Source organism: Roseateles asaccharophilus, assembly GCF_004362405.1.
Lineage (GTDB): Bacteria > Pseudomonadota > Gammaproteobacteria > Burkholderiales > Burkholderiaceae_C > Kinneretia > Kinneretia asaccharophila.
The window spans coordinates 32,868-55,507 of sequence record NZ_SNXE01000011.1; the positions used below are offsets into that span (position 1 = coordinate 32,868).

At 71.1% G+C, this 22,640-nt stretch carries 11 protein-coding genes and 1 tRNA gene; 9 read left to right on the forward strand and 3 right to left on the reverse strand.

Annotated features, from left to right (window positions below; all coding sequences use genetic code 11):
- The first annotated feature begins 8 nt into the window (after positions 1-8).
- The 7 genes from DFR39_RS18195 to DFR39_RS18225 are packed head-to-tail and all read left to right on the forward strand — an operon-like array spanning position 9 to position 17,167.
- A complete protein-coding gene (locus tag DFR39_RS18195) occupies positions 9-11,345 on the forward strand; it encodes a filamentous haemagglutinin family protein (protein WP_133605266.1) in 11,337 nt (3,778 codons plus the stop codon).
- A gap of 47 nt (positions 11,346-11,392) precedes the next feature.
- Complete coding sequence (locus DFR39_RS18200; RefSeq protein WP_133605267.1) at positions 11,393-13,081, forward strand: DUF2341 domain-containing protein; 1,689 nt, start codon at positions 11,393-11,395, stop codon at positions 13,079-13,081.
- Positions 13,082-13,088: 7 nt separating this feature from the next.
- A complete protein-coding gene (locus tag DFR39_RS18205; RefSeq protein WP_133605268.1) occupies positions 13,089-13,499 on the forward strand; it encodes an ExbD/TolR family protein in 411 nt (136 codons plus the stop codon).
- Entirely contained in the window at positions 13,500-13,901 is a 402-nt protein-coding gene (locus tag DFR39_RS18210; protein ID WP_133605269.1) for an ExbD/TolR family protein, read from the forward strand.
- A gap of 2 nt (positions 13,902-13,903) precedes the next feature.
- On the forward strand, positions 13,904-14,611 hold the full coding sequence (locus DFR39_RS18215) for a TonB C-terminal domain-containing protein (protein ID WP_133605270.1): 708 nt from the start codon (positions 13,904-13,906) through the stop codon (positions 14,609-14,611).
- Positions 14,612-14,643: 32 nt separating this feature from the next.
- Positions 14,644-16,416, forward strand: coding sequence for a putative porin (locus DFR39_RS18220; protein WP_162849581.1), 1,773 nt, complete (start codon positions 14,644-14,646; stop codon positions 16,414-16,416).
- 31 nt (positions 16,417-16,447) lie between these two features.
- Entirely contained in the window at positions 16,448-17,167 is a 720-nt protein-coding gene (locus DFR39_RS18225) for a hypothetical protein (RefSeq protein ID WP_133605272.1), read from the forward strand.
- Positions 17,168-17,202: 35 nt separating this feature from the next.
- On the opposite strand, the gene DFR39_RS18230 is transcribed toward DFR39_RS18225, so the two are convergent.
- Entirely contained in the window at positions 17,203-18,192 is a 990-nt protein-coding gene (locus tag DFR39_RS18230; RefSeq protein WP_133605273.1) for a GlcNAc-transferase family protein, read from the reverse strand.
- Positions 18,193-18,398: 206 nt separating this feature from the next.
- Here DFR39_RS18230 and DFR39_RS18235 point away from each other — a divergent pair, with 206 nt between their 5' ends.
- Complete coding sequence (locus DFR39_RS18235) at positions 18,399-20,603, forward strand: PhoX family protein (protein WP_133605274.1); 2,205 nt, start codon at positions 18,399-18,401, stop codon at positions 20,601-20,603.
- Between the two features lie 62 nt (positions 20,604-20,665).
- The gene (locus DFR39_RS18240; RefSeq protein ID WP_133605275.1) at positions 20,666-21,343 is read left to right on the forward strand and encodes a PEP-CTERM sorting domain-containing protein; all 678 of its coding nucleotides are present in this window, start codon (positions 20,666-20,668) and stop codon (positions 21,341-21,343) included.
- Between the two features lie 167 nt (positions 21,344-21,510).
- Here the strand turns inward: DFR39_RS18240 and trhO are convergent, their stop codons facing one another.
- Together trhO and DFR39_RS18250 are read right to left on the reverse strand one after the other, a co-directional pair.
- Positions 21,511-22,293: an oxygen-dependent tRNA uridine(34) hydroxylase TrhO gene (trhO, locus tag DFR39_RS18245; RefSeq protein WP_133605276.1), complete on the reverse strand. Its 783-nt coding sequence runs from the start codon at positions 22,291-22,293 to the stop codon at positions 21,511-21,513.
- A 206-nt stretch (positions 22,294-22,499) separates the two neighbouring features.
- Positions 22,500-22,573: transfer RNA gene (locus DFR39_RS18250), tRNA-Gly, on the reverse strand.
- Positions 22,574-22,640: the final 67 nt, after the last annotated feature.

Consider the following 22,640-nt stretch of genomic DNA (forward strand, 5'->3'; position numbering starts at 1 on the left):
TACAGCCCATGATCGCCCCCGCCCGCCACCACCTCTCCGTTTCCTCGCACACGCCGCGTGCGATGCGGCCGCTGGTTCTTGCCCTGGTCGCGATCTGGCCCCTGCAGTCCCTGCAGGCCCAGCCCGTGGCCGGTGTGCGGCCGCCGGTGCCGGCGCTCAATGCGGTGCCGGTGCCGGCGCTGAAGTGGCAGCAGAGCCGTGAAAAGTATGAGGACGGCGCGCGCAGCAGCCTGACGGAGCGCCCCAATGCCCGGGGCGGCGTGGACCAGATCATCGAGCAGCGCCTGGCGCGCGAGATCTACCAATGGCAGCGCTTTGATATCGGCGCGGCCAGCAAGGTGGAGTTCATGCTGCCCAGCGGCGGAGCGGCCCTGAACCGTGTGGACAAGGGCGCGGCGCCCAGCGCCATCTTTGGTGCGCTGACTGCCACCGTGCCCAATCCCAACACCGCGGCCGGCCAGCCGGCACGCATCGTGGGCGGCGATGTCTATCTGCTCAATGCCAACGGCATTTTGTTCGGCAGCGGCGCGCAGGTGAATGTGGGCGCCCTGGTGGCCTCCACGCTCAATGTAGACAACGAGGACTTTCTCAACGGCCTCACGCGCAGCATCAACGGCGCCCAGCGCAGCTTCTGGCGCGACCCCCTGGGACTGCCCGCCACGCAGGAAGGCTCGGGCTTTGTCGAGGTCCAGCCCGGCGCCGAGATCCGCACCCCCAATGGCGGCCGTGTGTTCCTGTTCGCCGAGGAGGTCAAGCAGGCCGGACGCGTCGAGACGCCAGGCGGGCAGACCGTGCTGGCCGCCGGCAGCGAGGTCTATCTGCAGGCCCCCACGGCCGAAAAGCTCTATGCGGCCGAGCACAACGCGGCCGTGCCGGCCCTCAGAGGCCTGCTGGTCGAGGTGGGCGGTGAGGCCGGGCGGGTGGACCAGCTGGGCGAGATCCTGAGCGCCCGGGGCAACACCACCCTGGTGGGCATGGCCGTCAACCAGATGGGCCGCATCAGCGCCAGCACCAGCGTGAGCGAGAACGGCTCGGTCTTCCTGCTGGCACGCGGCAAGGCCAGCGCCAGCAGCGTCGCGTCCAGTGTGTTCAAGCGCGCCCGCGAGGGCGGCAGCCTGGTGCTGGGCAGCAGCAGCCGCATCGAGATCACGCCCGAGGCCTCCTCGGCCACCAGCACAGACAGCGCCGGCTTCACGCCCTCGCGCATCGAGATGAGCGCGCGCAGCATCAGCCTGCAGGGCGCCGAGCCGAGTGCTGGGTCCGGCAGTGGCCCCGGCGCCAGCATCGTGGCGCCCGGCGCCAGCGTGCGCCTGCGCGCCGAGACCGTGCCTGTCTACGAGGTGCCGGACACCCCGGGCAGCCATGCCCTGTCCCTGCCCAAGCCCGACATCCCGCGTTTCGACGCCACGGCCAGCCTCAGCCTGGGGCGCGGCGTGAGCATCGACCTCTCGGGCACGCGCGACACCGAGGTCTCGGCGGGCCGCCACTATGTGACGACCGAGCTGCTGGGCGCCAACGACCTCAAGGACGCGCCGCTGCAAAAGGACGGTCTGCTCTACCGCGCCAAGGTCACGCTGGACATCCGCAAGGACTCCAAGATCCTGGGCAGCCTGCAGAGCTATCGCGACGCGGTGGAGCGCAGCGTGCAGGAGCGTCTGTCCGGCGGCGGCAGCCTGATGCTGGAGAGTGCCGGCCTGGTGCAGGCCGATGCCGGCTCGCGCCTGGATCTCTCGGGCGGCCGCATCCGCTACACCGCCGCCATCACCCAGCCCAGCCAGCTGCGCGGGGCCGATGGCCTGCTCTACGACCTCAACGACGCGCCCGCGGATCAGGCCTATGTGGGCCTGTCCAATGCCGTCTACCGTCACTTCGGCCGCTGGGGTGCCGCGCGCAGCTTTGTGCTGGGCCCCAGCCTGGCCCTGGCCGGCTATGAGGAGGGGCAGGCCGCCGGCAGCCTACGGGTGGCCGGCAGCCAGCTGCGCCTGGACGGCGAGATGCTGGCCCGCACCCTGGTGGGTGAGCGCCAGCGCGAGGGCCTGGACAAGCTGGCCGCGCCGGGCCGTTTGCAGCTGGGGCAGGCCAGCGCCCTGGCCACCGGCGTGCAGCACACGCTGCTGCTGGGCAGCAGCGCCGCCGCGCCGGCCGCCAGCGGCACGGGCAGCTGGCTGGATCTGGGACGGCTGGACGCGTCGGGCTTTGGCCGCTACGCCCTGGCCAGCGACGGCGATATCGTGGTGGAGCAGGCCCTGCGCCTGGCACCGCGCAGCCAGCTCAGCCTGTTCTCGCGCGGCGCGCAGGGCATCCGTCTGGCCGCCGATGTGCAAAGCGCCGGCGGCACGCTCAGCGCCCAGACCGTGGCCCGGCCCGAGCAGGCCGGCAGCCAGGCCGGAGACATCGTGGTGGCCGATGGGGTGCGCCTGGAGCTGGCGGGCCGCCTCGTGAATCAGGAGCGCGACGGCGTCCAGCCCCAGGCCAGCGCCGAGGGCGGCAGTCTCAGGCTCAATTCCGGGGCCGGTCTGGCCCTGGGCCGCGACACGGTGCTCGATGTCTCGGGCGGCGCCACGGTGTCCGGCACGGGCCGGGTCGTGGCCGGCGCGGCCGGCGCCATCGAGCTGCGCAGCAGCATGGTGGGAGATCAGGCCCAGCGCTTTGATATCGCGGGCGCCCGTCTGCTGGGCCTGGGTCTGAACCGCGGCGGCAGCCTGAGCCTGCGCGCTGCCGAGGTGGAGATCGGCGGCAGTGGCAGCAGCCAGGCCGAGACCGGTCGTCTGCAGCTGGGCACGGAATTCTTCTCGCGGGGCGGCTTCGAGCGCCTGGAGATCGATGGGCAGCGCAGCCTGAGTCTCATCGCCGGCAGTGTGCTCAGCCCGCGCCTGCTCAACCACGGTGCCAGCGATCAGCAGCTGCGCCTGGACCCGAACAGCGGCCAGGCCCGGGCCAGCGGAGCCTTGCTGGCCGAGCTGGGCGCGGCGCCGCGCGAGCAGGAGGATGCCCTGCGTCGCCCCGTGCATCTGAGCCTGCTGGCCAGCGGTCAGGCCGCGGTGGGCGGCAGCGGCCGGCTGCTGGTGGAGGAGGGCGCCCGCATCAGCCTGGACCCCCTGGCCAGCCTGAACCTGCGGGCCGCCGCGGATCTGCGTGTGGACGGCCAGCTGCAAGCGGCCGGCGGCCAGCTCAGCCTGAGCCAGAGCGGCGAGACCGCGCAGCAGTCTCAGCGTCTGAGCCTGGGCCGCAATGCCGTGATCGATGTGTCTGGCCGGCTGCTGCCCCTGCCATCCAGCGACGGGCTGCTGCGCGGCCGTGTGCTGGACGGCGGTCAGGTCAGCCTGAGCGCCCAGAGCCTGGACTGGGCCCAGGGCGCCCTGATTCGCGCCGACGGCGCCAGCGCCACCCTGGACGCCACCACCGCCCGGGGCCCGGCCCTGCCCGAGGGTCGGCAGCTGCTCAGCAGCCATGCCGGCCGGCTGAGCGTGGACCTGTTCAGCAATGCTAGCCAGGACAGCCTGCTGGCCGGGCGCTTCGAGGCCCGCGCCGGCAGCCCCGAGCGCGCTCAGGGCGCCCTGGCCATCAGCGTGGGCCGACGCAGCGAAACCGTGGCCCTGGCGCACCGACTGCTGCTGCAAGGCGGCGCGGCCCAGGCCCAGCCCCAGCCCCTGGCCGGTGTGCGCACCGTGCAGCTGGGCACCGAACTCTTCTCGGCCGGCCTGGCCGATCTGAGCCTGAGCAGCCAGGACCGCCTGGTGCTAGGCGGCGATCTCGATCTGCAGCTGGCGCGCCGTCTGGTGCTGGACAGTCCCCAGCTGCTGCTGGAGGGTAATGGCCAGGCGCGGCTGAGCGCCGTCAGCGTGGCCCTGGGCAGCAGCAGCGATGCCCGGCCCGGCAGCAGCGCCCCCGGGCGCGGCACCGGCCGCCTCACGCTACAGGCCCGCGGGCCCAGCCTGGATGTCTTCGGCCATCAGCAGCTGGGCGGCATGGCCGCGCTGGAACTGGTCAGCGCGGGCGACATGCGCCTGCATGCCCAGAGCAGCGCCGACCCGGCCAAGGCCAACCGCGGCTCGCTCAAGGCCGAGGCCCATATCACCCTCAGCGCCGCCCAGATCTACGGCAGCAGCGCCAGCCGCTTCGAGCTGGACGCGCTGGGGCAGGACCTGCTGATCACCCGCCCCGAGGGCAGCACGGCCACGCCCGCCACGCCGCTGAGCGCCGGTGCGGCCCTGAGCTTCAAGGCCCGCGACATCGTGCAGGACGGCTTGTTGCGCGCGCCCCTGGGCCAGCTGAGCCTGCAGGCCAGCGAGCGGCTGCTGCTCACACCGCGCAGCCAGAGCTCCGTCTCGGGCGAGGGCCTCACGGTCTTCTACGGCAGCACCGTGGGCGGCGAGCGCTGGCAGTATGGCGGTCAGGCCCTCAAGGCCCTGCCGGCCAAGCAGATCGATCTGCAGGCCCCGCGCCTGGAGCTGCAGGCCCAGGGCAGCGCCAAGGCCAGCCTGGATCTGGGCGGCGGCGGCAGCCTGCAGGCCCTGGAATTCGTGGCCGGTCCCGGCGGCTCGCGCGATGTGTTTGCCGAGAGCTTTGATGGCCGCAGCGGCGCGTTTGCCATCGTGCCCGGTCAGACCCTGGCGCCGCTGGACAACCATATGGCCCAGGCCGGCATCACGGCCTTGCCCGGCCGCGAGCTGGTGCTGGAGCGCGCCCTGGTGTTGGGCGAGCAAGTCCTGGCCCCCGGGCGCTATGCCGTGCTGCCGGCCCGCTATGCCCTGCTGCCCGGCGCCGTGCTGGTGCGGCCCGAGGCGGCTTCGGACACGCCGGTGGCCGCCGGCACCGAGCAGCGGCGCGACAACGGCGCCCTGCTGGCCGGCGCACGCCTGGCCAGCACCGGCACGGACATCGTGGAAGGGCGCCTGGCGGGCTTTGTGTTCACGCCCTCGGCCACGGCCCGCAAGTCCTCCGAGATCCGCAGCCTGGATCTGGACGCCTATCTCAAGGCCCAGGCCCAGCGCGAGGGTCAGCCGCGGCCGGCCTCGGTGGCCGATGCGGGCCATCTGAACCTCAGTGCCCAGCAGCTGGCCCTGGCGGCCCAGCTGCGCCTGACGGCCGCCGACAAGGGCCAGGCTGGCAGCCTGGCGATTGCGGCCGAGCAGATGCGTGTGGGCGCCAGCGCCGCCGCGCGCCCGGCCGATCTGCCGGCCAACACCTTGTGGCTGGCCGCCGACGAGCTGGCCGCCTCGGGCGCGGGTTCTCTGACCCTGGGCGCCCTGCGCACCGTGGACGCCAAGGGCCAGAACCTGGCCGATGTGCGGGCCCGCCAGCTGGATGTGGAGGCCGGAACCCGCTTGCAGGGCTTTGCCGATCTGAAGCTGCTGGCGCGCGAGACCGTGAGCCTGGGCCAGGGCGTGCAGCTGCAGGCCGCCGCTCCCGCGCCACGGCCGGCGGAGCAGGGGAGCCCGGCGACGCTGCAGATCAAGGGCGACGGGGCCTCGCTGCAGCTGAGTGCGGGCGGCGGCGAGACGCTGCTGCGCAGCGAGTCCGGCGCCAGTCCCCAGGGCCGACTGAATCTGGGCCAGAGCGTCCGGCTGGCGGGTGCCAGCCTGGGCCTGGAGGCCGCGGGCCGGCTGGACCTGGGCGCCGAGGCGGCGCTGCAGGTGCAGGCCCTGAGCCTGGGCGCCAGCCGCATCCTCATCGGTGAGGGCGCGGCCCCGACCCAACCGGGTGAGCTGCGCCTGGGCGCCAGCCAGCTCTCGCAGTTCCTGGCGGCCGAGAGTCTGGCCCTGCGCAGCTATGGGGACATCGTTTTCGAGGCCGGTGCCCGTCTGGGCGGTGCCGGCCTGGGCCAGCTGCTGCTGGACGCCCAGCGCCTGAGCGTGCGCGAGGGTGGCGAGGCCAGCGCCAGCGCGGCCCGTCTGAGCCTGAGCAATAGCGGCGGCAGCGCGGACCAGCCCCTGCAAGGCGGCAGCGCGCGCCTGAGCCTGAATGCCCTGCAGGGCCCCCTGCAGATCGGCCCCGGCAGCGTGCAGCTTCAGGGCCTGGCCGCAGCCGAGTTGAGCTCAGGCAGCGAGATCCGCCTGAGCGGTGCGGGCAGCCTGCAGACGGCCGGTGATCTGAGCCTGAGCGCCCCGCGCCTGGTGGCCGATGCGCAGGCTCGGCAGCAGCTGCAGGCGGGTGGCCTGATGCAGCTGCAGACCCAGGCGCTGGCCGCTGGGGCGCCGCCGGCCGAGGCGGCCGGCGAGGCCGCACAGCTGAGCCTGAGCGCCCGCGAGCTGCGCCAGGGCACGCGCATCGAGCTGCCCTCGGGCCAGCTGCAGCTGCAGGCCCAGGGTGCGCTGCGCTTCGAGCGCGGCTCCCAGACGCTCTTGCAAGGCAGCAGCCATGAGCTGGCGCAGCAGCGCGTCAACACCCCCGGCGGCCGTCTGCTGGCCAGCTCGGCCGCGGGGGACATGGTCCTGGCGCCCGAGGCGCGGCTGGATGTCTCGGGCGGCGGCAGCGGCGCCGAGCGCGCCGCGGGCGGCGAGCTGCGGCTGTCGGCGGCCCAGGGCCGCCTGGAACTGCAGGGGCAGCTGCGCGGCCAGGAGGCTCGTCTGCTGCTGGACAGCCGCCAGGCCCTGGACCTGGGCGCGCTGGCGAGTCAGCTGGGCCAGGAGGGCGGGCAGTTTGGAGAGCAGATTTCGGTGCGCAACCGCCAGGGCGATCAGCGCCTGCCCGCGGGCGCCGAGCTGCGCGCCCGGCGCCTGGAGCTTTCCGCCGACCAAGGGGCGGTGCAGCTGCAGGGCAGCCTGCGCGCCGAGGCCGAGCGCGGTGCCCTGGTCCAGGTGGCCGCCGGCGGCGATCTGCGCCTGATGGCGGGCGCCCAGCTGCTGGCCGCCAACCGCGGCGAGGCGGCCGATGGCGGCGAGATCCGCCTGATGAGCAGCGCCGGCCGCATCAGTCTGGAAGAGGGGGGCCGGCTGGCCACGCCAGGCGGCGAGGGCGGGCGCGATGGCGAGGTCCTGCTGCGGGCCGCGCGCACCGGCGTCACGGAAAGCGGCAGCCAGCGCGGCGGCACGGGCGTGGCGGTGGAGCGCCTGCGCGCCAGCTTCGAGGCGGTGCGCCGCATCGAGGTGGAGGCGGTGCGGCGCTACGAGGACATCACCCTGATCAGCGAGACGGCGACGGCCCTGCCCACGCCCACGCCGACCGTGGCGCCAACGCCCCGACCGACGGCATCGCCCACCGCAGCGCCCACGGCGGCTCCGACGGGTGCCCCGACGGCCGCTCCGACCGCTGCACCGACTGCTGCACCGACTGCTGCACCAACCGCCGCACCGACTGCGGCTCCCACGCCCGCACCGACCACACCGCCGACCGAACCCTCGCCGGGCAATGGCGCGGGAACCACGATAGGCGTCAAGCCGCCGCCGCCGCCGGTGGGCCCCAAGCCGGCCCAGCTGGCCGGCGCCCAGTCCCTGATGCTGGGCAGCGAGCTGCCCGCCGGCCAGGTGCCGCCGGCCCTGCTGAGCGCGGTGCGCATCGCGGCCGCGGCCGAGCCCGCCACGGCCTCGGCCGGCAATGGCAACAACACGACCATAGGCAACAAGCCGCCGGCGCCGCCGGTCGGCCCGCCCACCGCGGCACCTACGCCTCCGCCCACGGCCGTTCCCACCCCGCCGGCTCCCACGCCCCCGGCACCCGGGCCGGGCCCTTTGCCATCACCGACCCCCACCGCGGCGCCCACTCCGCCGGCTCCGGCGCCCGGGCCCGGTCCCGCGCCGACCCCGGCCCCGACAACGGCCCCGGTGCCCAAGCCACCGGCCCCCACACCCGCGCCGGTGCCCACGCCGCCGCCCAAGATCCTCAAGCCCTCCCAGGTGGAGGCGGACAACCTGGCTTTTGTGGGTACGCGTGCCGCGCAGACGCAGCGCATCGCGGCCGAGCTGGCCGGTGGCAATGCCGAGCTGGCGGCCCGGCTCACGGTGGCGCCGGGCGTGGAGATCCGCAGCCCCGGCCGGCTCAGCCTGGAAAGCGAGTGGAATCTGGTGCCGGCCAGCGGCAGCCGCGTGGGCGAGGCCATGCGTCTGAGCCTGCGCGCCGGTGGCGACCTGGCCCTGCTCAACAGCCTGAGCGACGGCTTTGCCGCGGCCCGCAGCGCCACGGACAAGCGTGCGATTGCGGCCAATGGCGTGGCCATGGCCGGCCGGGCGGCGTCCTTCCGCCTGGTGGCGGGCGCCGATCTCGCGGCGGCCGATCCGCTGGCCGTGAACGAGGCCGCCAACGCGGGAGGCAACCTGATCATCGGCCGGCCCGGCAGCAGCGCCACGGCCACGCCGCCCATCGTCTTCATCCGCAGCACCACGGGCAGCATTGCCATGGCCGCCGCGGGCGACATCAATCTGGGCGTGGCGCTCAATGCCCAGGGCCGCAACGGCCAGGTGCGCATCTACACGACGGGCGAGGCCCTGCCGGCGCCCAGCACCCAGGATTTGAACCGCCTGGGCCTGCGCCTGAGCGATCAGCTGATTCCCAACAGCCCCAGCGGCAATCTGGGCCCCTTCTTCGATCACGCCGGCGCCATTTCTCTGCAGGCCGGGCGCGATGTGCTGAGCCTGCCCGGCTACAAATACCCCAGCGCTGGCGGCCAACCCACCAGCGTTCAGTATGTGGCCGACTGGTGGTGGCGTCAGCTCAGCCTGGGTAGCAGCCAAAACCCGAATCTGGGCCTGATGTTCTGGTCGCGCTATGACCAGTTCGCCCAGGGCATTGCCTCCTTTGGCGGCGGCGATATCGCGGTGCGCGCCGGCCGCGATCTGGTGGACCTGGAGCTGTCCACCCCGGCCAGCGGCTATCGCCTGGCGGCCGTGGGTACACCGGACAGCAAGGACTATCTGCCCGAGGCCGGAGCCTGGCTGCCGGGCGGCCGCCTCAGCGCCAGCGCCGGGCGCGATGTGCTGGGTGGCCTCTACAACGCGGGCGGTGCCCAGGCCAGCCTCAGCGCGGGTGCGGGCATCGGTGGCGGCAGCGGGAGAGCGCTGGCCTATGCCGGCCCCCAGCTCTTCCATCTGGATACGCGCTGGTCGGTGCAGGCGGGTAGCGATCTGCAGCTGGGCAGCCTCAGCAACCCGGCCCTGCTCAGCGGCCTGCGCCAGGGCACGGAGACGGCGGCTGGCGAGGCCCGCACCGCGGCGGTCACCGGCTTGGCGGACCGGGCCCAGGCCAGGCTGCTGAGCGTCAGCGGGGACCTGAGCCTGAGCGGCCAGCGCCCCAGCGGGGTGACGGCGGTGATGACGGGCGCGGGCGAGAACGTACTGCCCGACAGCCTGAGCCTGGCCGCGCCGGCCGGCGGTATACGCCTAGACAAGCCCCTGGTTCAGCTGCCCGTGGGCGAGGCCCGCCTGAGCCTGCTGGCCCGTGATGAGCTGCGCCTGCTTGGCGGGCTCTGGGTGGGCGCCACCCGGGCCGAGGACAAGAGCCAGGCCCAGCCCCTGGCCCAGGCCGGCTTGCAGCGGCTGCTGGGCCAGTGGCGCAGCAGCCCCGAGGGCCTGGACGCGAGCGATCGCAGCCCCTTGCTCCTGGTCTCGGCCGCGGACTCGCTGCGCCTGGAGGGCTCGAGCTTCAGCGCCCGCCCCCTGCAGCTGCAGGCGGGTCGCGATCTGGTGCTGGCGACCATCAATGTGCAGCATCAGGCTGCGGGGGAGCTGAGCTTGCTGCAGGCCGGCCGAGACCTGCTGCTCAACGGCAGCAGCATCAGTGGTCTGCGGGTGGCCGGGCCGGGCGAGGTGCTGGCGCTGGCGGGGCGCGATGCCGATCTGCGTGGCGGCACAGGCCTGCTCAGCGAGGGCAATGTCAACAACGCCACCCTGCTGCAGCCGGGCGGGGCGGCCCTGACCCTGGTCAGCGCCTACCAGCCTACCGATCTGGCCCAGGCCGGGGCCTATGCCCTGCAGGGCGCGGGCCTGCAGCATCACAGCGCCTTGCTGGCGGTGCAGCTCAAGGCCCTCAGCGAGACGGGCAAGACCCTGGACGCGGTCGAGGCTCAGAAGCAGGCCAAGGACTTTGCGGCCCTGAAGCCGCAGGAGCAGCGCGCCCGGGTGCAGGCCCTGGTGGGCGAGAGTCTGCTGGCCGTCGAGAGCGAGCGCTATCTGCAGCAGGCCCTGGCCCTGGCCGAGGCACAGAGCCGCGCCGCCACCGAGGCCGTGGCCGCCGGTCGGGTCACGGGCAGCGGGCGCGATGTGGCGCGCCCGCCCCTGGCCGGCTCTGAGTTCCTGGCCGGTGAGCCGCGTTTGCAAGCGGCGGAGCCGGCGGCGCGCGATGAGGCCCAGGCCGCGGTCCGCCAGGAGCTGCGCGAGGCCCTGCAAGGCCAGGCCTTGGGCGCGGCCCTGCTGGCCAAGGCCGGCAGCCTGGGGCCGCAGGGCTATGAACAGCTGCTGCTGGCGGTGTCGCCGCACATGGCGGGCCTGCGTGACTTTGTGAATGCCCGTCTGGGCGGTGCGCCGCGCGACGCGGCCACGGCCTGGCGTGAATTCGCCGGCCTGCCGGCGGCCCAGCGCTTGATCTTCCTGCAGCAGACCCTGATGCGCGAGCTGCAGGCCGCGGGCCGGGCGGCCGCGGCGGGCGAGCGCGCGGCCTATCTGCGCGGCTATCAGGCCATGCAGGGGCTGTACCCGCAGGCCGAGGCCCGCGACGGGCGCATCCTGCTGGCCAACAGCCAGGTCAAGACGGCCCAGGGCGGGGCCATCACCCTGCTGGCCCCGGGCGGCAGCATCAATGTGGGCGATCTGGCCGGCCAGAGCGGCAAGAGCGCGGCCGATGTGGGCATCGTCAGCGTGGCCGGTGGCGCGGTGCAGGCCGCGGTGCGCGACAGCGTGGAAGTGAACCAGTCACGCATCTTCACCCTGGCCCAGGGCGATGTGTTGCTCTGGGCGGGCCTGGGCAATCTGGATGCGGGCCGGGGCGCCAAGACCGTGACCGGCGCGCCGCCGCCCGTCTACACCCTGGACCGCGAGGGCCGGGTGGTGGTGGACACCAGCGGCTCCTTCAGCGGCAGCGGCATCGCGGTGCTGGACAAGGGCAGCGCCCTGGATCTGTATGCCCCGCTGGGCGAGATCAATGCCGGTGATGCGGGCATCAAGTCCGCCGGCAATCTCTTCCTGGGTGCCACGGTGGTGCGCGGTGCCGACAACATTGCCGCGACCGGCGCGGTGCAGGGCGCCAACCTGGCCGCCCCGGCGCCACCGCCACCGTCCATCACCCCCCCCACACCGGCCGCCACCGAGGGCGGCAAGCGTGAGGCCGCGTCCGGCGACGAGGACGAGAACCGCAAGCGCCGCCCCCGCCGCAATCTGCTGCTGGAGTTCCTGGGCTTTGGCAGCAGCGGGGAATGAGTGAAGCCCACCGAGACCGAATGCGTTTTTCTGGATTGATGATGACCATGCGCTACCTGATTGCTCTTCTCTCTTTCGCGCTGCTGAGCCCAGCCGCCCATGCCTGGTGGAATGCCGACTGGCCCCAGCGCAGCCGCCTGGTGCTGGACACCACGGTGGCCGGCGTGGACCAGCCGGTGCAGGCCCTGCCGCTGGCGGTGCGCCTGCACAGCGGCAACTTCGACTTTCTGGCCGCCAAGGACGATGGCAGCGATCTGCGCGTGCTGGCCGGCGACGACAAGACGCCGCTGGCCTTTCGCGTGGAGCGCTTCGATGCCGTCAATGAGCTGGCCCTGATCTGGGTGCAGCTGCCCCAGGTGGCGCCGGGCAGCGACAAGACCCAGCTGCATATCTATGCCGGCAATGCCAAGGCCACGGTGGAGGCCGGCGCGGGCAGCGGCTTTGACGCCGCCACGCTGAGCGCCCTGCATCTGGGCACGGCCGATGGCCAGGATGCCCAGGGCCGCCTCAAGAGCCTGGCCCCGCTGAATGTGGAGAAGGCGGGCTTGCTGGGCAGTGCCGCGCGCCTGGAGGGGCAGCCCCTGCGCTTTGCCGCCCAGGACGCGGTGCGGGTGGCGGCCGGTGGCGCGCTGACGCTGACGCTCTGGTTCAAGCCCGAGACCCTGGGCGACGGCCTGCTGCTGCAGCAGGGCGTGCTGAGCCTGTCCTTGCAAGAGGGGCGTCTGCAAGCCCGTGTGGGCGCGGCCAGCCTGAGCGGCGGCAGCCTGAACGCCGGGGCTTGGCAACACCTGGCCCTGACCCTGGGCCAGGGCCAGGCCCAGCTCTATCTGAATGGCAAGCCGGTGGCCCAGGTGGCGGCCCAGACGCCCGCCATCGAGGGCGAGCTGCGCCTGGGTGAGGGCCTCAAGGGCCTGATGGACGAGCTGCAGATGGCCGCCACCCTGCGTTCCCCGCAGTGGCTGGCGCTGTCGGTCGCCACCCAGGGCGTGGAGGGCCAGGCGCTCAAGGGCAGCATGGAGACCGCGGACAGTGCCGCGGGCGCCGAGCAGGGCTATATGGGCATTCTGGTGAAGAACCTCACCACCGACGCCTGGGTGGTGATCATTCTGTGCGGCCTGATGTTCGTGGTGGCCTGCTGGGTGATGGTGGTCAAGGCCATGATGGTGTCCAAGGCCGACCGCGCCAACCGCAGCTTTCTGCAGCGCTTTCGCACGGCCAAGGACGAGCTGCTGCATCTGGGCGGCCAGGAGCATGGCGACTCCTCGCTCTACCGGCTCTACAGCGCCGGCGTGCGCGAGCTCAACAAGCGCGATATCGGCACCCAGCCGCCTGCTGACACCATGGCGGCCACGCCGCGCAGCCTCAGCGATGCCTCGCTGAATGCCGTCAAGGCCGCGGTGGATGCGGACATGGTGCGCGAGTCCCACAAGCTGAACTCGCAGATGGTGCTGCTGACCATCGCCATCTCGGGTGGCCCCTTCCTGGGCCTGCTGGGCACGGTGGTGGGCGTGATGATCACCTTCGCGGCGATTGCGGCCGCGGGTGATGTGAACGTGAACGCCATCGCGCCCGGCATTGCGGCGGCCCTGCTGGCCACGGTGGCCGGTCTGGGCGTGGCCATCCCGGCCCTGTTTGGCTACAACTACCTGGCCTCGCGCATCAAGAACATCTCGGCGGACATGCAGATCTTCGTCGACGAGTTCATCACCCGCGTGGCCGAGGACTACGGCCGCTGAGCGCGCGATGGCAGCCGATCTCAAGCAGGGCAACGAGCCCTACGACGACATCAACATCACGCCGATGTTGGACCTGGCCTATGTGCTGCTGGTCACCTTCATCATCATGACCACGGCCTCGGTGCAGGGCGTCAAGGTGAACTCGCCGCAGACCGAGGCGGCGGGCAATCTGGCCAAGCCCCAGACCCGGGCCATCACCATCACCGAAGACGGCTCGGTCTATCTCGACGCCTATCCGGTGACCATGGAGCAGCTCAGCCAGAACCTGGCCCAGTACAAGGCTGCCAACCCGGCCCTGCCGGTGGTGCTCAAGGCCGATGCCCGGGCGCAGTACGACAAGGTGATGGAGGTGCTGGAGCGGGCCAAGGCCCTGGACATCACCGAGATCGGCTTGGTGACCAAGCGCGCGGGGGCCTAGATGCAAGTCCAGAACGAGACCAAGCCCTACGACACCATCAATGTCACGCCCATGCTGGACCTGGCCTATGTGCTGCTGGTGGTCTTCATCCTGATGACCACGGCCTCGGTGCAGGGCCTGTCCATCACCCTGCCCAAGCCCAGCAACAAGCCCAGCACCGAGAAGCATGAGCTCAAGATCGTGCAGGTCATGCCCGGCGGGCAGCTGATGCTCAACGGCGCGCCCGTCAGCGCGGCCGAGTTGGAGCAGCAGCTGCTGGCCGCCAAGGCCCGCGATGCGGGGCTGACTGTGGCCATCAAGGGCGATGGCCGCGCGCACTACGAGCCGGTGGTGCAGGTGGTGGATCTGTGCAACAAGCTGGGGCTGAACATGGCCCTGGTGACCTCGCGCATCGGGAGCTGAGCATGGACCTGGCCGAGGATTCACTGCAGCCCGCGCGCGGGCGCCAGATCGCCATCAAGCTGCTGCTGACTCTGCTGGTGGGCGGCTTGGTCGTGGGCGCGGCCCTGTGGGTGCGCCAGCTCAGCGGGCAGCCCGAGGCGCCCAAGCGCCAGGTGGCCAAGATCAGCCTGCTGCCCGATCAGCCGCCGCCGCCGCCCCCGCCGCCGCCCAAGGAGATCAAGCCGCCGCCGGATGCGCCTAACAAGCCCATGCCGGAGTCCGCGCCCAAGCCGGCCGAGGCCGCGCAGCCGCGCAACGAGCCCATCAAGATGGAGGGCGCGGCCGGCGATGGGCCCAGCGCCTTTGCGGCGGGGCCGGTGCGCAACGAGTACATCGGTGGCACGCCCGCCACCGGGGCTGCGCAAAGTGGCAGCGGCAGCGACCGTGCGCTGGAGCGCTTCTTTGCCAATACCGCGCGCCAGCTGCTGCGCGATGCGCTGGAGAAACATCTCAAGAGCGAGCGCTCCGAGGCCCTGGCGGAGTTCCGCGTCTGGGTGGAGCGCGACGGCTCGATTGCCCGCCATGCCTTGCAAAGCACCGGCGATGTGCGTCTGGATGCCGAACTCAATGCGGCCCTGGACGAGGCGGCGCGCTCGCTCAAGCTGCCGCCGCCGCCCGCGGCCGCGGCCCAGCCCATGAAATTTCGCCTGCAGCTGCGCCCCCTGGGCTAGCGCAGGCACCGATTCACTTTGTCCGCATGACCATGACGAACGTCCTGAAGAACAAGTTCCCCTTTGCGCGCCGCAGCCTGTGCCTAGCCCTGGCCGGCGCGCTGCTCTCGCCCCTGGCCCAGGCCGATGAGCGGCGCGAGCTGGAGCAGCTGCGCGCCACCACCCTGGCCCTGATCGAGGCCCTGGTGGGCCAGGGTCTGCTGAGCCGCGAGCGGGCGGATGCCCTGCTCAAGCAGGCCCAGGCCAGCCCGGCGCCCTCGGTGGCCGCGGCCCCGGCGGCCGCCGCCCCCGCGCCCTCGGCCGCGCCGGCCAATGTGATCCGTGTGCCTTATGTGAGTGAGACCCTGCGGGCGCAGATCCGCGAGGAGGTCAAGAACGAGGTGCTGGCCACGGCCCGTGAGGAGCGCTGGGCCGACCCGCGCGGCCTGCCGGAATGGGTCAAGGGTCTGCAGGTCGAGGGCGATGTGCGCGTGCGTTGGCAGATGGAGGACTTTGGCACCCCGCGCTATGCCGCCGGTGCCGCCGCCAACCCCTGCTACAGCGTGGGCGGCGGCGTGCCCGCCGAGTGCTACCGGGTGCAGCGCGACTCGCCGGCCTGGGCGCCCGATATCAGCAACACCACGATAGACCGGCGCCGCATGACCCTGCGTGCCCGCCTGGGGGTCACGGCCAAGGTGTCCGATGATGTGCAGGCCGGCATACGCCTGAGCACCGGCAGCAGCAGCGGGCCCAGCTCGGCCTCCCAGACCCTGGGCAGTCACTTCAACCGCTCGGCCATGATGCTGGACCGCGCCTTCATACGCTGGGAGCCGCGCCACAATCTGCGCCTGCTGGCCGGTCGCATGGACCGCCCCTTCTACGGCAGCGATCTGCTGTGGCCGGATGACTTGGGTGTGGAGGGCGTGGCGGGCCAGGGCGAGCTGGATCTGGCGCCGGGCGTGTACGCCTTTGCCAATGCCGGCGCGTTCTCGCTGGAGGAGTTCGGCACCTCGCGTGCGGACAAGTGGTTGTATGGCCTGCAGGCCGGCCTGGACTGGGCCCTGGATGGTCATACGCAGTGGCGTGTGGCGCTCGCAGCCTACGACTTCCGCGATGTGGAGGGGCGCCGCGAAACGGCCTTGCCGCCGGCTGCGGGCAGCCCGGTGGCGGGCACGCGAACCTATCTGCCCTCGCAGTACCCGGCCAATGTGCGACTCAAGGGCAATACCTTGATCAATCTCTGCCCCGCGGGCAGCGAGGGCAATGCCAATGTGCCGGCGCCCTGCACGAACGGCGGCCCGGTCTGGGGCCTGGCCTCCAAGTTCCGTCCCCTGAACCTCAGTACGGGCCTGGTGCTGCGCCATCTGGCGCCGCTGGAACTGGGCATCAACCTGGACTATGTGCGCAACAGCGGCTTTGATCTGGCCGACATCAAGCGCCGCGCGGCGGCCAGCGGGCCGCTGATGGACAGCCTGGCCGAGAAGACCACGGGCACCCAGCTGCGCCTGAACCTGGGGCATCCCAGCCTGTCCAGTGCCGGCCAGTGGAACGCCTTTGTGGCCCTGCGCCGCTTTGAGCGCGACGCCTGGATCGATGGCTTCACCGACACCACCTGGCATCTGGGCGGCACCAATTACAAGGGCTGGCAGATCGGGGGCAGCTATGCCTTTGACCGCCGCGCCAGCCTGGGCTTGCGTCTGACCAGCAGCCGCAATCTGGATGACGGCGTGCGCGTGAAGCTGGGCGACGGCACGACCACCGGCACCCTGTCCAGCGCCTGGCTCAAGATCGACGTGCTGCAGCTGGATCTGAGCGCTCGCTTCTGAGCGAGTGGCCGCGCACCAAGGAGAGCGTCCCATGAAGACATGCCTGAACGCCCTGCACAAGGGGCTGCCTCTGTTGCTGCTGAGCCTGCTGGCCGGCCTCTGCCAGGCCCAGGGCGGCGGCAAGCCCGAGGACCGCGAACGCGCCCAGCTGCGGCGTGCGCAGGCGGCCCTGCAGGCGGCCCAGTCGCAGCTGCAAGGCCTGGAGGCCGAGAAGAGCCAGTGGCAGCGTGAGCGCGAGGCGCAGGCCCAGCAGCTGCTCAAGAGCCAAGGCGCCAGCCAGCAGCAGCGCAGCCAGATCGCCAGCCAGCAACAGCAGCTGGAGCAACTGCGCCGCGAGCTGGCCGAGGCCGGCGAGCGCCTGAACCGCGCCCAGGCCGAGGCGCGCGAGCGCGAGCAGCTGATGCAGCAGCAGCTGGCCCAGCTGCGGCGCGAGCAGGCCGAGCTGCGCCAGAGCAATGCCGCCCTGACCGCCTTGCTGGAACGGCGCACCCAGGCCCTGAGCCAGGCCGAGACGCGCAACAAGGCCCTGCATGGTCTGGGCATGGAAGCCGTGGATCGCTGGCTGGCCAAGAGCCCGGCCGAGCTGAATCTGCAGCGCGAACCCCTGCTGGGCTGGGGCGCGGTGCGGGCCCAGGACAGTGCCGAGGCGCTGCGCGCGCGCCTGGATGCCTTGCGTCAGCCCCCAGGGGACGAGAGCAGCGTCGCCCAGCCTCAGCAAGGCGCCGCAGCGGCGGGAGGCGGGGCGCAGTAAGCGGCCTTGTTTGCCCCAGCCTTTGTCAGCCCGGCTCAGTAGCCGAAGCGGGCCTTGTAGGCCCCGGGATGGATGCGGCGGGCGCGGTAGTCAATGCCGCTGAAGGCCGCATAGTCCTCCAGGCTGCGGACCTGGCCCAGGCCATAGACACCCAGGTCCGCCCCCTCCCAGAGCAGGGCGCGCAGCCGCGCTGCCGCTGCGCTTTGCAGGGCGGCGGCGCTGGCCTGGGTGCGGCCGCGCAGCGCCTCCAGCTCCGCCGACCAGTGCAGGGGGCGTGAGGGGGGCGACTGCGGGTCCAGATAGGCGTGGTACAGGGGCAGATCGGGGATGTGGAAGATGTCCCAGCCGCGGGTCCAGGCGCGCAGGGCATAGGCCTGCTCCTCGCCGTGAAAGTAAAGATATGGGTCGTAGGGCAGGGCCTGGACCAGATGACCCGGCCCGAACAGGCAGCCGCCCGCCACATGCAGACCCAGCACGGCTTGCTCGCTGTCCACCGGCACGCTTTCGAAGAGCAGGGTGGGGTGCTCGTCGGCAAATGTGCAGCCGCTCTTGACCACATGGGCCAGTACGCCGCGCGTGACCGGCTCGGGCAAGGGGTTGCCCCCGACCATGCGAAAGGGGTTGGGGTAGGCGCTGATCAGGAACTTGGGGTTGTGCTGCTCGCAGGCCCGGCCCCAGGCGATCAGGCGCTCATCCCAGCCCGGCTCGAAGCAGCTGTGGGCGTCGATCTGCAGGAACCAGCGCTCGCCATGGTACAGGCTCATGGCCAGGGCACGTGCCCAGCAGGGGCCACGCGCTTCCAGCGGGTGCAGCTGCAGGCGACGCAGCCTTGGGGCCAGCTCGGGCTGGTCGAGCGCCGGGCGGTGCTCGGGCCACTGCTGTTCGACGAGCCCGAACACCAGACGCTCGGGATGTCGCGCCTGCGAGATGGCGTTGAGCAGGGTGAACTCCAGCAGGGGCTCGCACAAGGCTGCCACGCTGATGAAGAGACGGTCCGCAGCGGGGGCGGGAGGGGCTGGAGACATGGGCGTGTGATGGTGCCGCCGCCATATGACGCGACCGCGACCGCCGCCGCCGCGATTGCGAGCACTGCCGCGCGGCACGCGTGGCTGGCCCCCTGATCGCGGGGGGTGTGGCCCGAAAGGCCCAGACCCCCGTCACGGGCCTGCAGTCCTGCGCGTCCACAGTCCGGGAGGTTTTGATCCCCCCCACTTGGCAGGAGAACGCAGCGATGAAGGGCAGCAAGCACCCCCGTAACGAGCAGACGCTGAACCCGTCTGGCAATGCTTCCATCCACGATGTCATCGACCAGGTCGACGCGAGCCGCCGGCTCTTCGTCAAGAGCTCGGTCGGCGGCGCAGCCCTGGCCGCGGCCGGCGGCCTGACCCTGGGCGGTCTGGTTCAGACCGTGCAGGCCAACACCGGCTCGACCCTGAGCCAGCCCATTGGCTTCAGCAGCGTGCCGGCCAGCACCCGCGCCCTGAACGTCAGCCTGGGTGGTTCGGCCACGGCCGTGCTGGACAAGGTGGTGGTGCCGACCGGCTACACCGCCCAGCTCCTGGTGGCCTGGGGCGACCCCATCATGCCCGGCGGCACGGCCTTTGCCGGCGATGCCAGCGAGAGCGCCTCGCAGCAGGAGCGCCAGTACGGCGCCCACACCGACGGCATGCACTTCTTCCCCTTTGCCGGCGCGGGCGGTCTGCCCAGCAGCGAGCGCGGCATTCTGTGCGCCAACAACGAGTACACGCACGAGGACATCCTCTACAGCAACGGCATGTCCGCCGGCTACAACATTGCCAAGACCCGCAAGTCGCAGGCCGCGCACGGCGTCTCGGTGCTGGAGATCCGCCGCAGCAATGGCAAGTGGCAGGTGGTGAAGAACTCGCCCTTCGGCCGCCGCATCACTGCCAACACCCTGTGCAAGGTCAGTGGCCCGGCCGCCGGCCACGCCCTGCTCAAGTCGCGCAAGTTCAGCATCACCCCCGCGGGCTCGGTGGACACCGGCACGCTGAACGACGGCTACACCGCCTACGGCACGATCAACAACTGCGCCCACGGCGTGACCCCCTGGGGCACCTACCTGAGCTGCGAGGAGAACTGGAACGGTTACTTCGGCAGCCGCAGCGGCAGCTTGCCGGCGGTGGGCGCGAGCGAGGATGGCAAGAACTTCAACCGCTATGGCGTGAGCGTCACGGGCTTCGGCTACCGCTGGCACGAGACCGATCCGCGCTTTGATGTGAGCAGCAACCCGCTGGAGCCGAATCTGCAGGGCTGGGTGGTCGAGATTGATCCCATGAACCCGAGTGCGGCGCCCATCAAGCGCACCGCCCTGGGTCGCTTCAAGCATGAGAGCGCCCAGTATGTGGTCGATGCGCAGAACAATATCGCCTTCTACATGGGCGATGACGAGCGCAGCGAGTACATCTACAAATTCGTCTGCGAGGGCAAGTACAACCCCACGAACCGGGCCGCCAACCGCAATCTGCTGGACAGCGGCGTGCTGTATGTGGCGCGCTTCGATGCCAACCTCAGCGGTCAGTGGATTGCGCTGCTGCCGGGCACCGTTGGCGTGGACGGCAAGGCCCTGCGTGACAACCCCAACTTCATGGGCGCAAACGACGCCGAGGTGCTGGCCAAAATCCTGATCAAGACCCGCATGGCCGCCGACGCCGTGGGCGCCACCATGATGGACCGTCCCGAGTGGACCGGTGCTCGCCCGCGCATCAAGGGCTTCCAGGAGATCGAGGTCTACTGCACGCTGACCAACAACAGCAACCGGGGTCGCAGCGGTGGCGTGAAGGTCAACAATCCGGACGGCTCCACCGCCGGTGGCACGGCCCGTCCTCTGACCGATGCGGCCAATCCGCGCGCCAACAATGTGTACGGCCACATCATCCGCTGGCGTGAGAGCGGCCGCACCGTCACGGCTACCAGCTTCGCCTGGGATCTGTTCGTGCAGGCCGGTGACAGCGCCACCACAACGCTGACGCCCAAGTCCCAGTACGAGGGCAATATCGTGGACAGCCCCAATGGCAGCGCCGACTATGGTGCGCCCGATGGTCTTTGGTTCGACCCCTTCGGCCGCATGTGGGTGCAGACCGACCAGCAGGGCGACGGCGGTGGCAACTGGGTGAATATCGGTGCCAACAGCATGGTCTGCGCCGACCCGGCCACCGGCGAGACCCGCCGCTTCCTGACCGGCCCGAATCACTGCGAAGTCACCGGCGTGACCATGAGCCCGGACGGCAAGACCATGTTCGTCGGCGTTCAGCACCCGGGCGAGGATGCGACCTACACCAATCCGACCGAGTACTCCAACTGGCCGCAGGGGCAGTGGAGCGTCGCATCCGACGGCGTCACGCCGCTGCCGGCCGGCCGTCCGCGCTCGGGCGTGGTCGTGATCACCAAGGACGACGGCGGCCTCATCGGCACCTGAACAGCCCCACGCATCAGTACGCGGGCCGCGTCCCGGCCCGCCCTTTACGGAGATTTATCGCGATGAAGATCAGCAAGAGCATCAAGTTCCTGGGCCTGGGCGCCCTGCTGGCCCTTGGTGGAGCCGCACAGGCCGCCTCGGTGCAGAGCGCCAGCGGCTTTGGTCCCAGCAAGGTCATCACCTTCAATGGTTTTGATGGCCTGATCACCACGGGTGAGGTGGATGTGGGCAGTGCCGAGATCGGCATGGAGGTCAAGCTGACCTCGGGCCCCTTTGCCGAGCTGGGCGCCAACAACCGCGACCTGGGCCAGAACGGCGCCTGGGGCGTGTTCGACCTGGGCACCGGCGTGGACGGCAACTTCCTGGCCAGCAGCTTTTTGGGCAAGCGTGGCGAGCTGGGCTTCAGCTTCTCCACGGGCGTTCAGCATGTGGGCGCCTATCTGAACCAGTTCCGTGCCGTCGGCATCAACAATGCGCTGACCCTGCTGGCCTATGACCAGTACGGCAATACCCTGGAGAGCTTCACTTTCTCCATCAAGACCGATGTGGATGGCTACAACGCCACCCAGTTCCTGGGCTTCAGCCGCGCCAGCGCCGACATCTACGGCTTTGGTGTGGCCGGCAACAGCATCGTGATGGACAACCTGACCCTGGCCGTGCCCGAGCCCGAGAGCTACGCGCTGATGCTGGCCGGTCTGGGCGTGCTGGGCCTGCTGAGCCGCCGCCGTCTCAAGGTCTGAGCGAAGCAGCGGCCTGCCGGCGCGGTCCGGCAGCCGAAAACACGAAGGGCCGCATCAGGCGGCCCTTTGTCTTGCTGTGGACGCGCTCCACAAAGCCCAAGATCCGGATCGAATACCCGGCCCGTGGCCCGCAGCACCCATGACGGGCCGCCTTGCCGGACGACGCCTCAGGGATCCAGCCTTCGGGCTCGCGCCAGCCGCCAGGCGTCGGCCGGGTCGGTGAACACCTGTTCGGCCGTGGTGCCGGTCTCGCGGGCCTGGGCGTCGATGGCAATGCGCTTGTCGAACACATAGCACTCGCCCTCCCAGTCCCGCGCCGCATCAGGGAAGGCGGCCAGGAAGTTCAGAATGCCGCCATCGAGCTGCGCGACCTTGATGCCACGGGCCTGCATCCAGGCGGCCGTCTTTTCGCAGCGGATGCCGCCCGTGCAGTACATCGCGACGGTCTTGCCCTGCCAGTCGTCGCGATGGGCCTCGACATAGGCGGGAAAATCGCGGAAGTGACTCACGCCCGGGTCCACCGCGCCCCGAAAGCGGCCGAGCTTGAACTCAAAGCTGTTGCGGTTGTCGATGACCACGGTGTCGGGGTCGTCCAGCAGTTCGCGCCAGCGCTGCGGGCTGACATGCGTGTCGGGCGCCGCGCCGCCGCTGACGCCGGGCACGCCGAAGGCCACGATCTCGCGCTTCACGCTGACCTTGAGCCGGCTGAACGGTGGGCGCTCGCAGTGGTTGTGCTTGAAGTGCAGGCCGGCAAAGCCGGGCTGCTGTTGGAGCGCGGCCTCGAAGCGGGTAAGCAGCTCGGCCGGGCCGGCAAGGGCCGCGCTCAGGCCCTCGCTGGCCACCAGCACGACGCCGCCCAGGCCGGCTCCGGCCTCGCGCAGCCAGTCGGCGAAGGCGCTGGGATCGGGCACGGGCGTGAAGCGGTAGAAGGAGCTGTGGATCAGAGACATGGCCCGGATTGTCTGCGCTGTCCCAAGCTGCCCGTCAGCGCCGCGCGATCAGCCCTGGCCGTCGGTCGGGTAGGGGCAGACGCCGGGCCTTGATCCTGGGTGGCTGATGCATGGGGCCATGCCGGCCAGTCCCTTTGTATGAGGGCGCTGCAGGCGGGCGAGGCTCTGCTGGGTTAGTCGATGTAAATCAACGACTTGCAGAGATGTGGAGCGGGTGATGGGAATCGAACCCACGTTATTTGCTTGGGAAGCAAGAGTCCTACCATTGAACGACACCCGCGTTTCGGCGCGAATTGTAGCCTGTGCGCGCGGGCGCCGGAGCGTCTGGTACTTGGTGTTGACCCTGC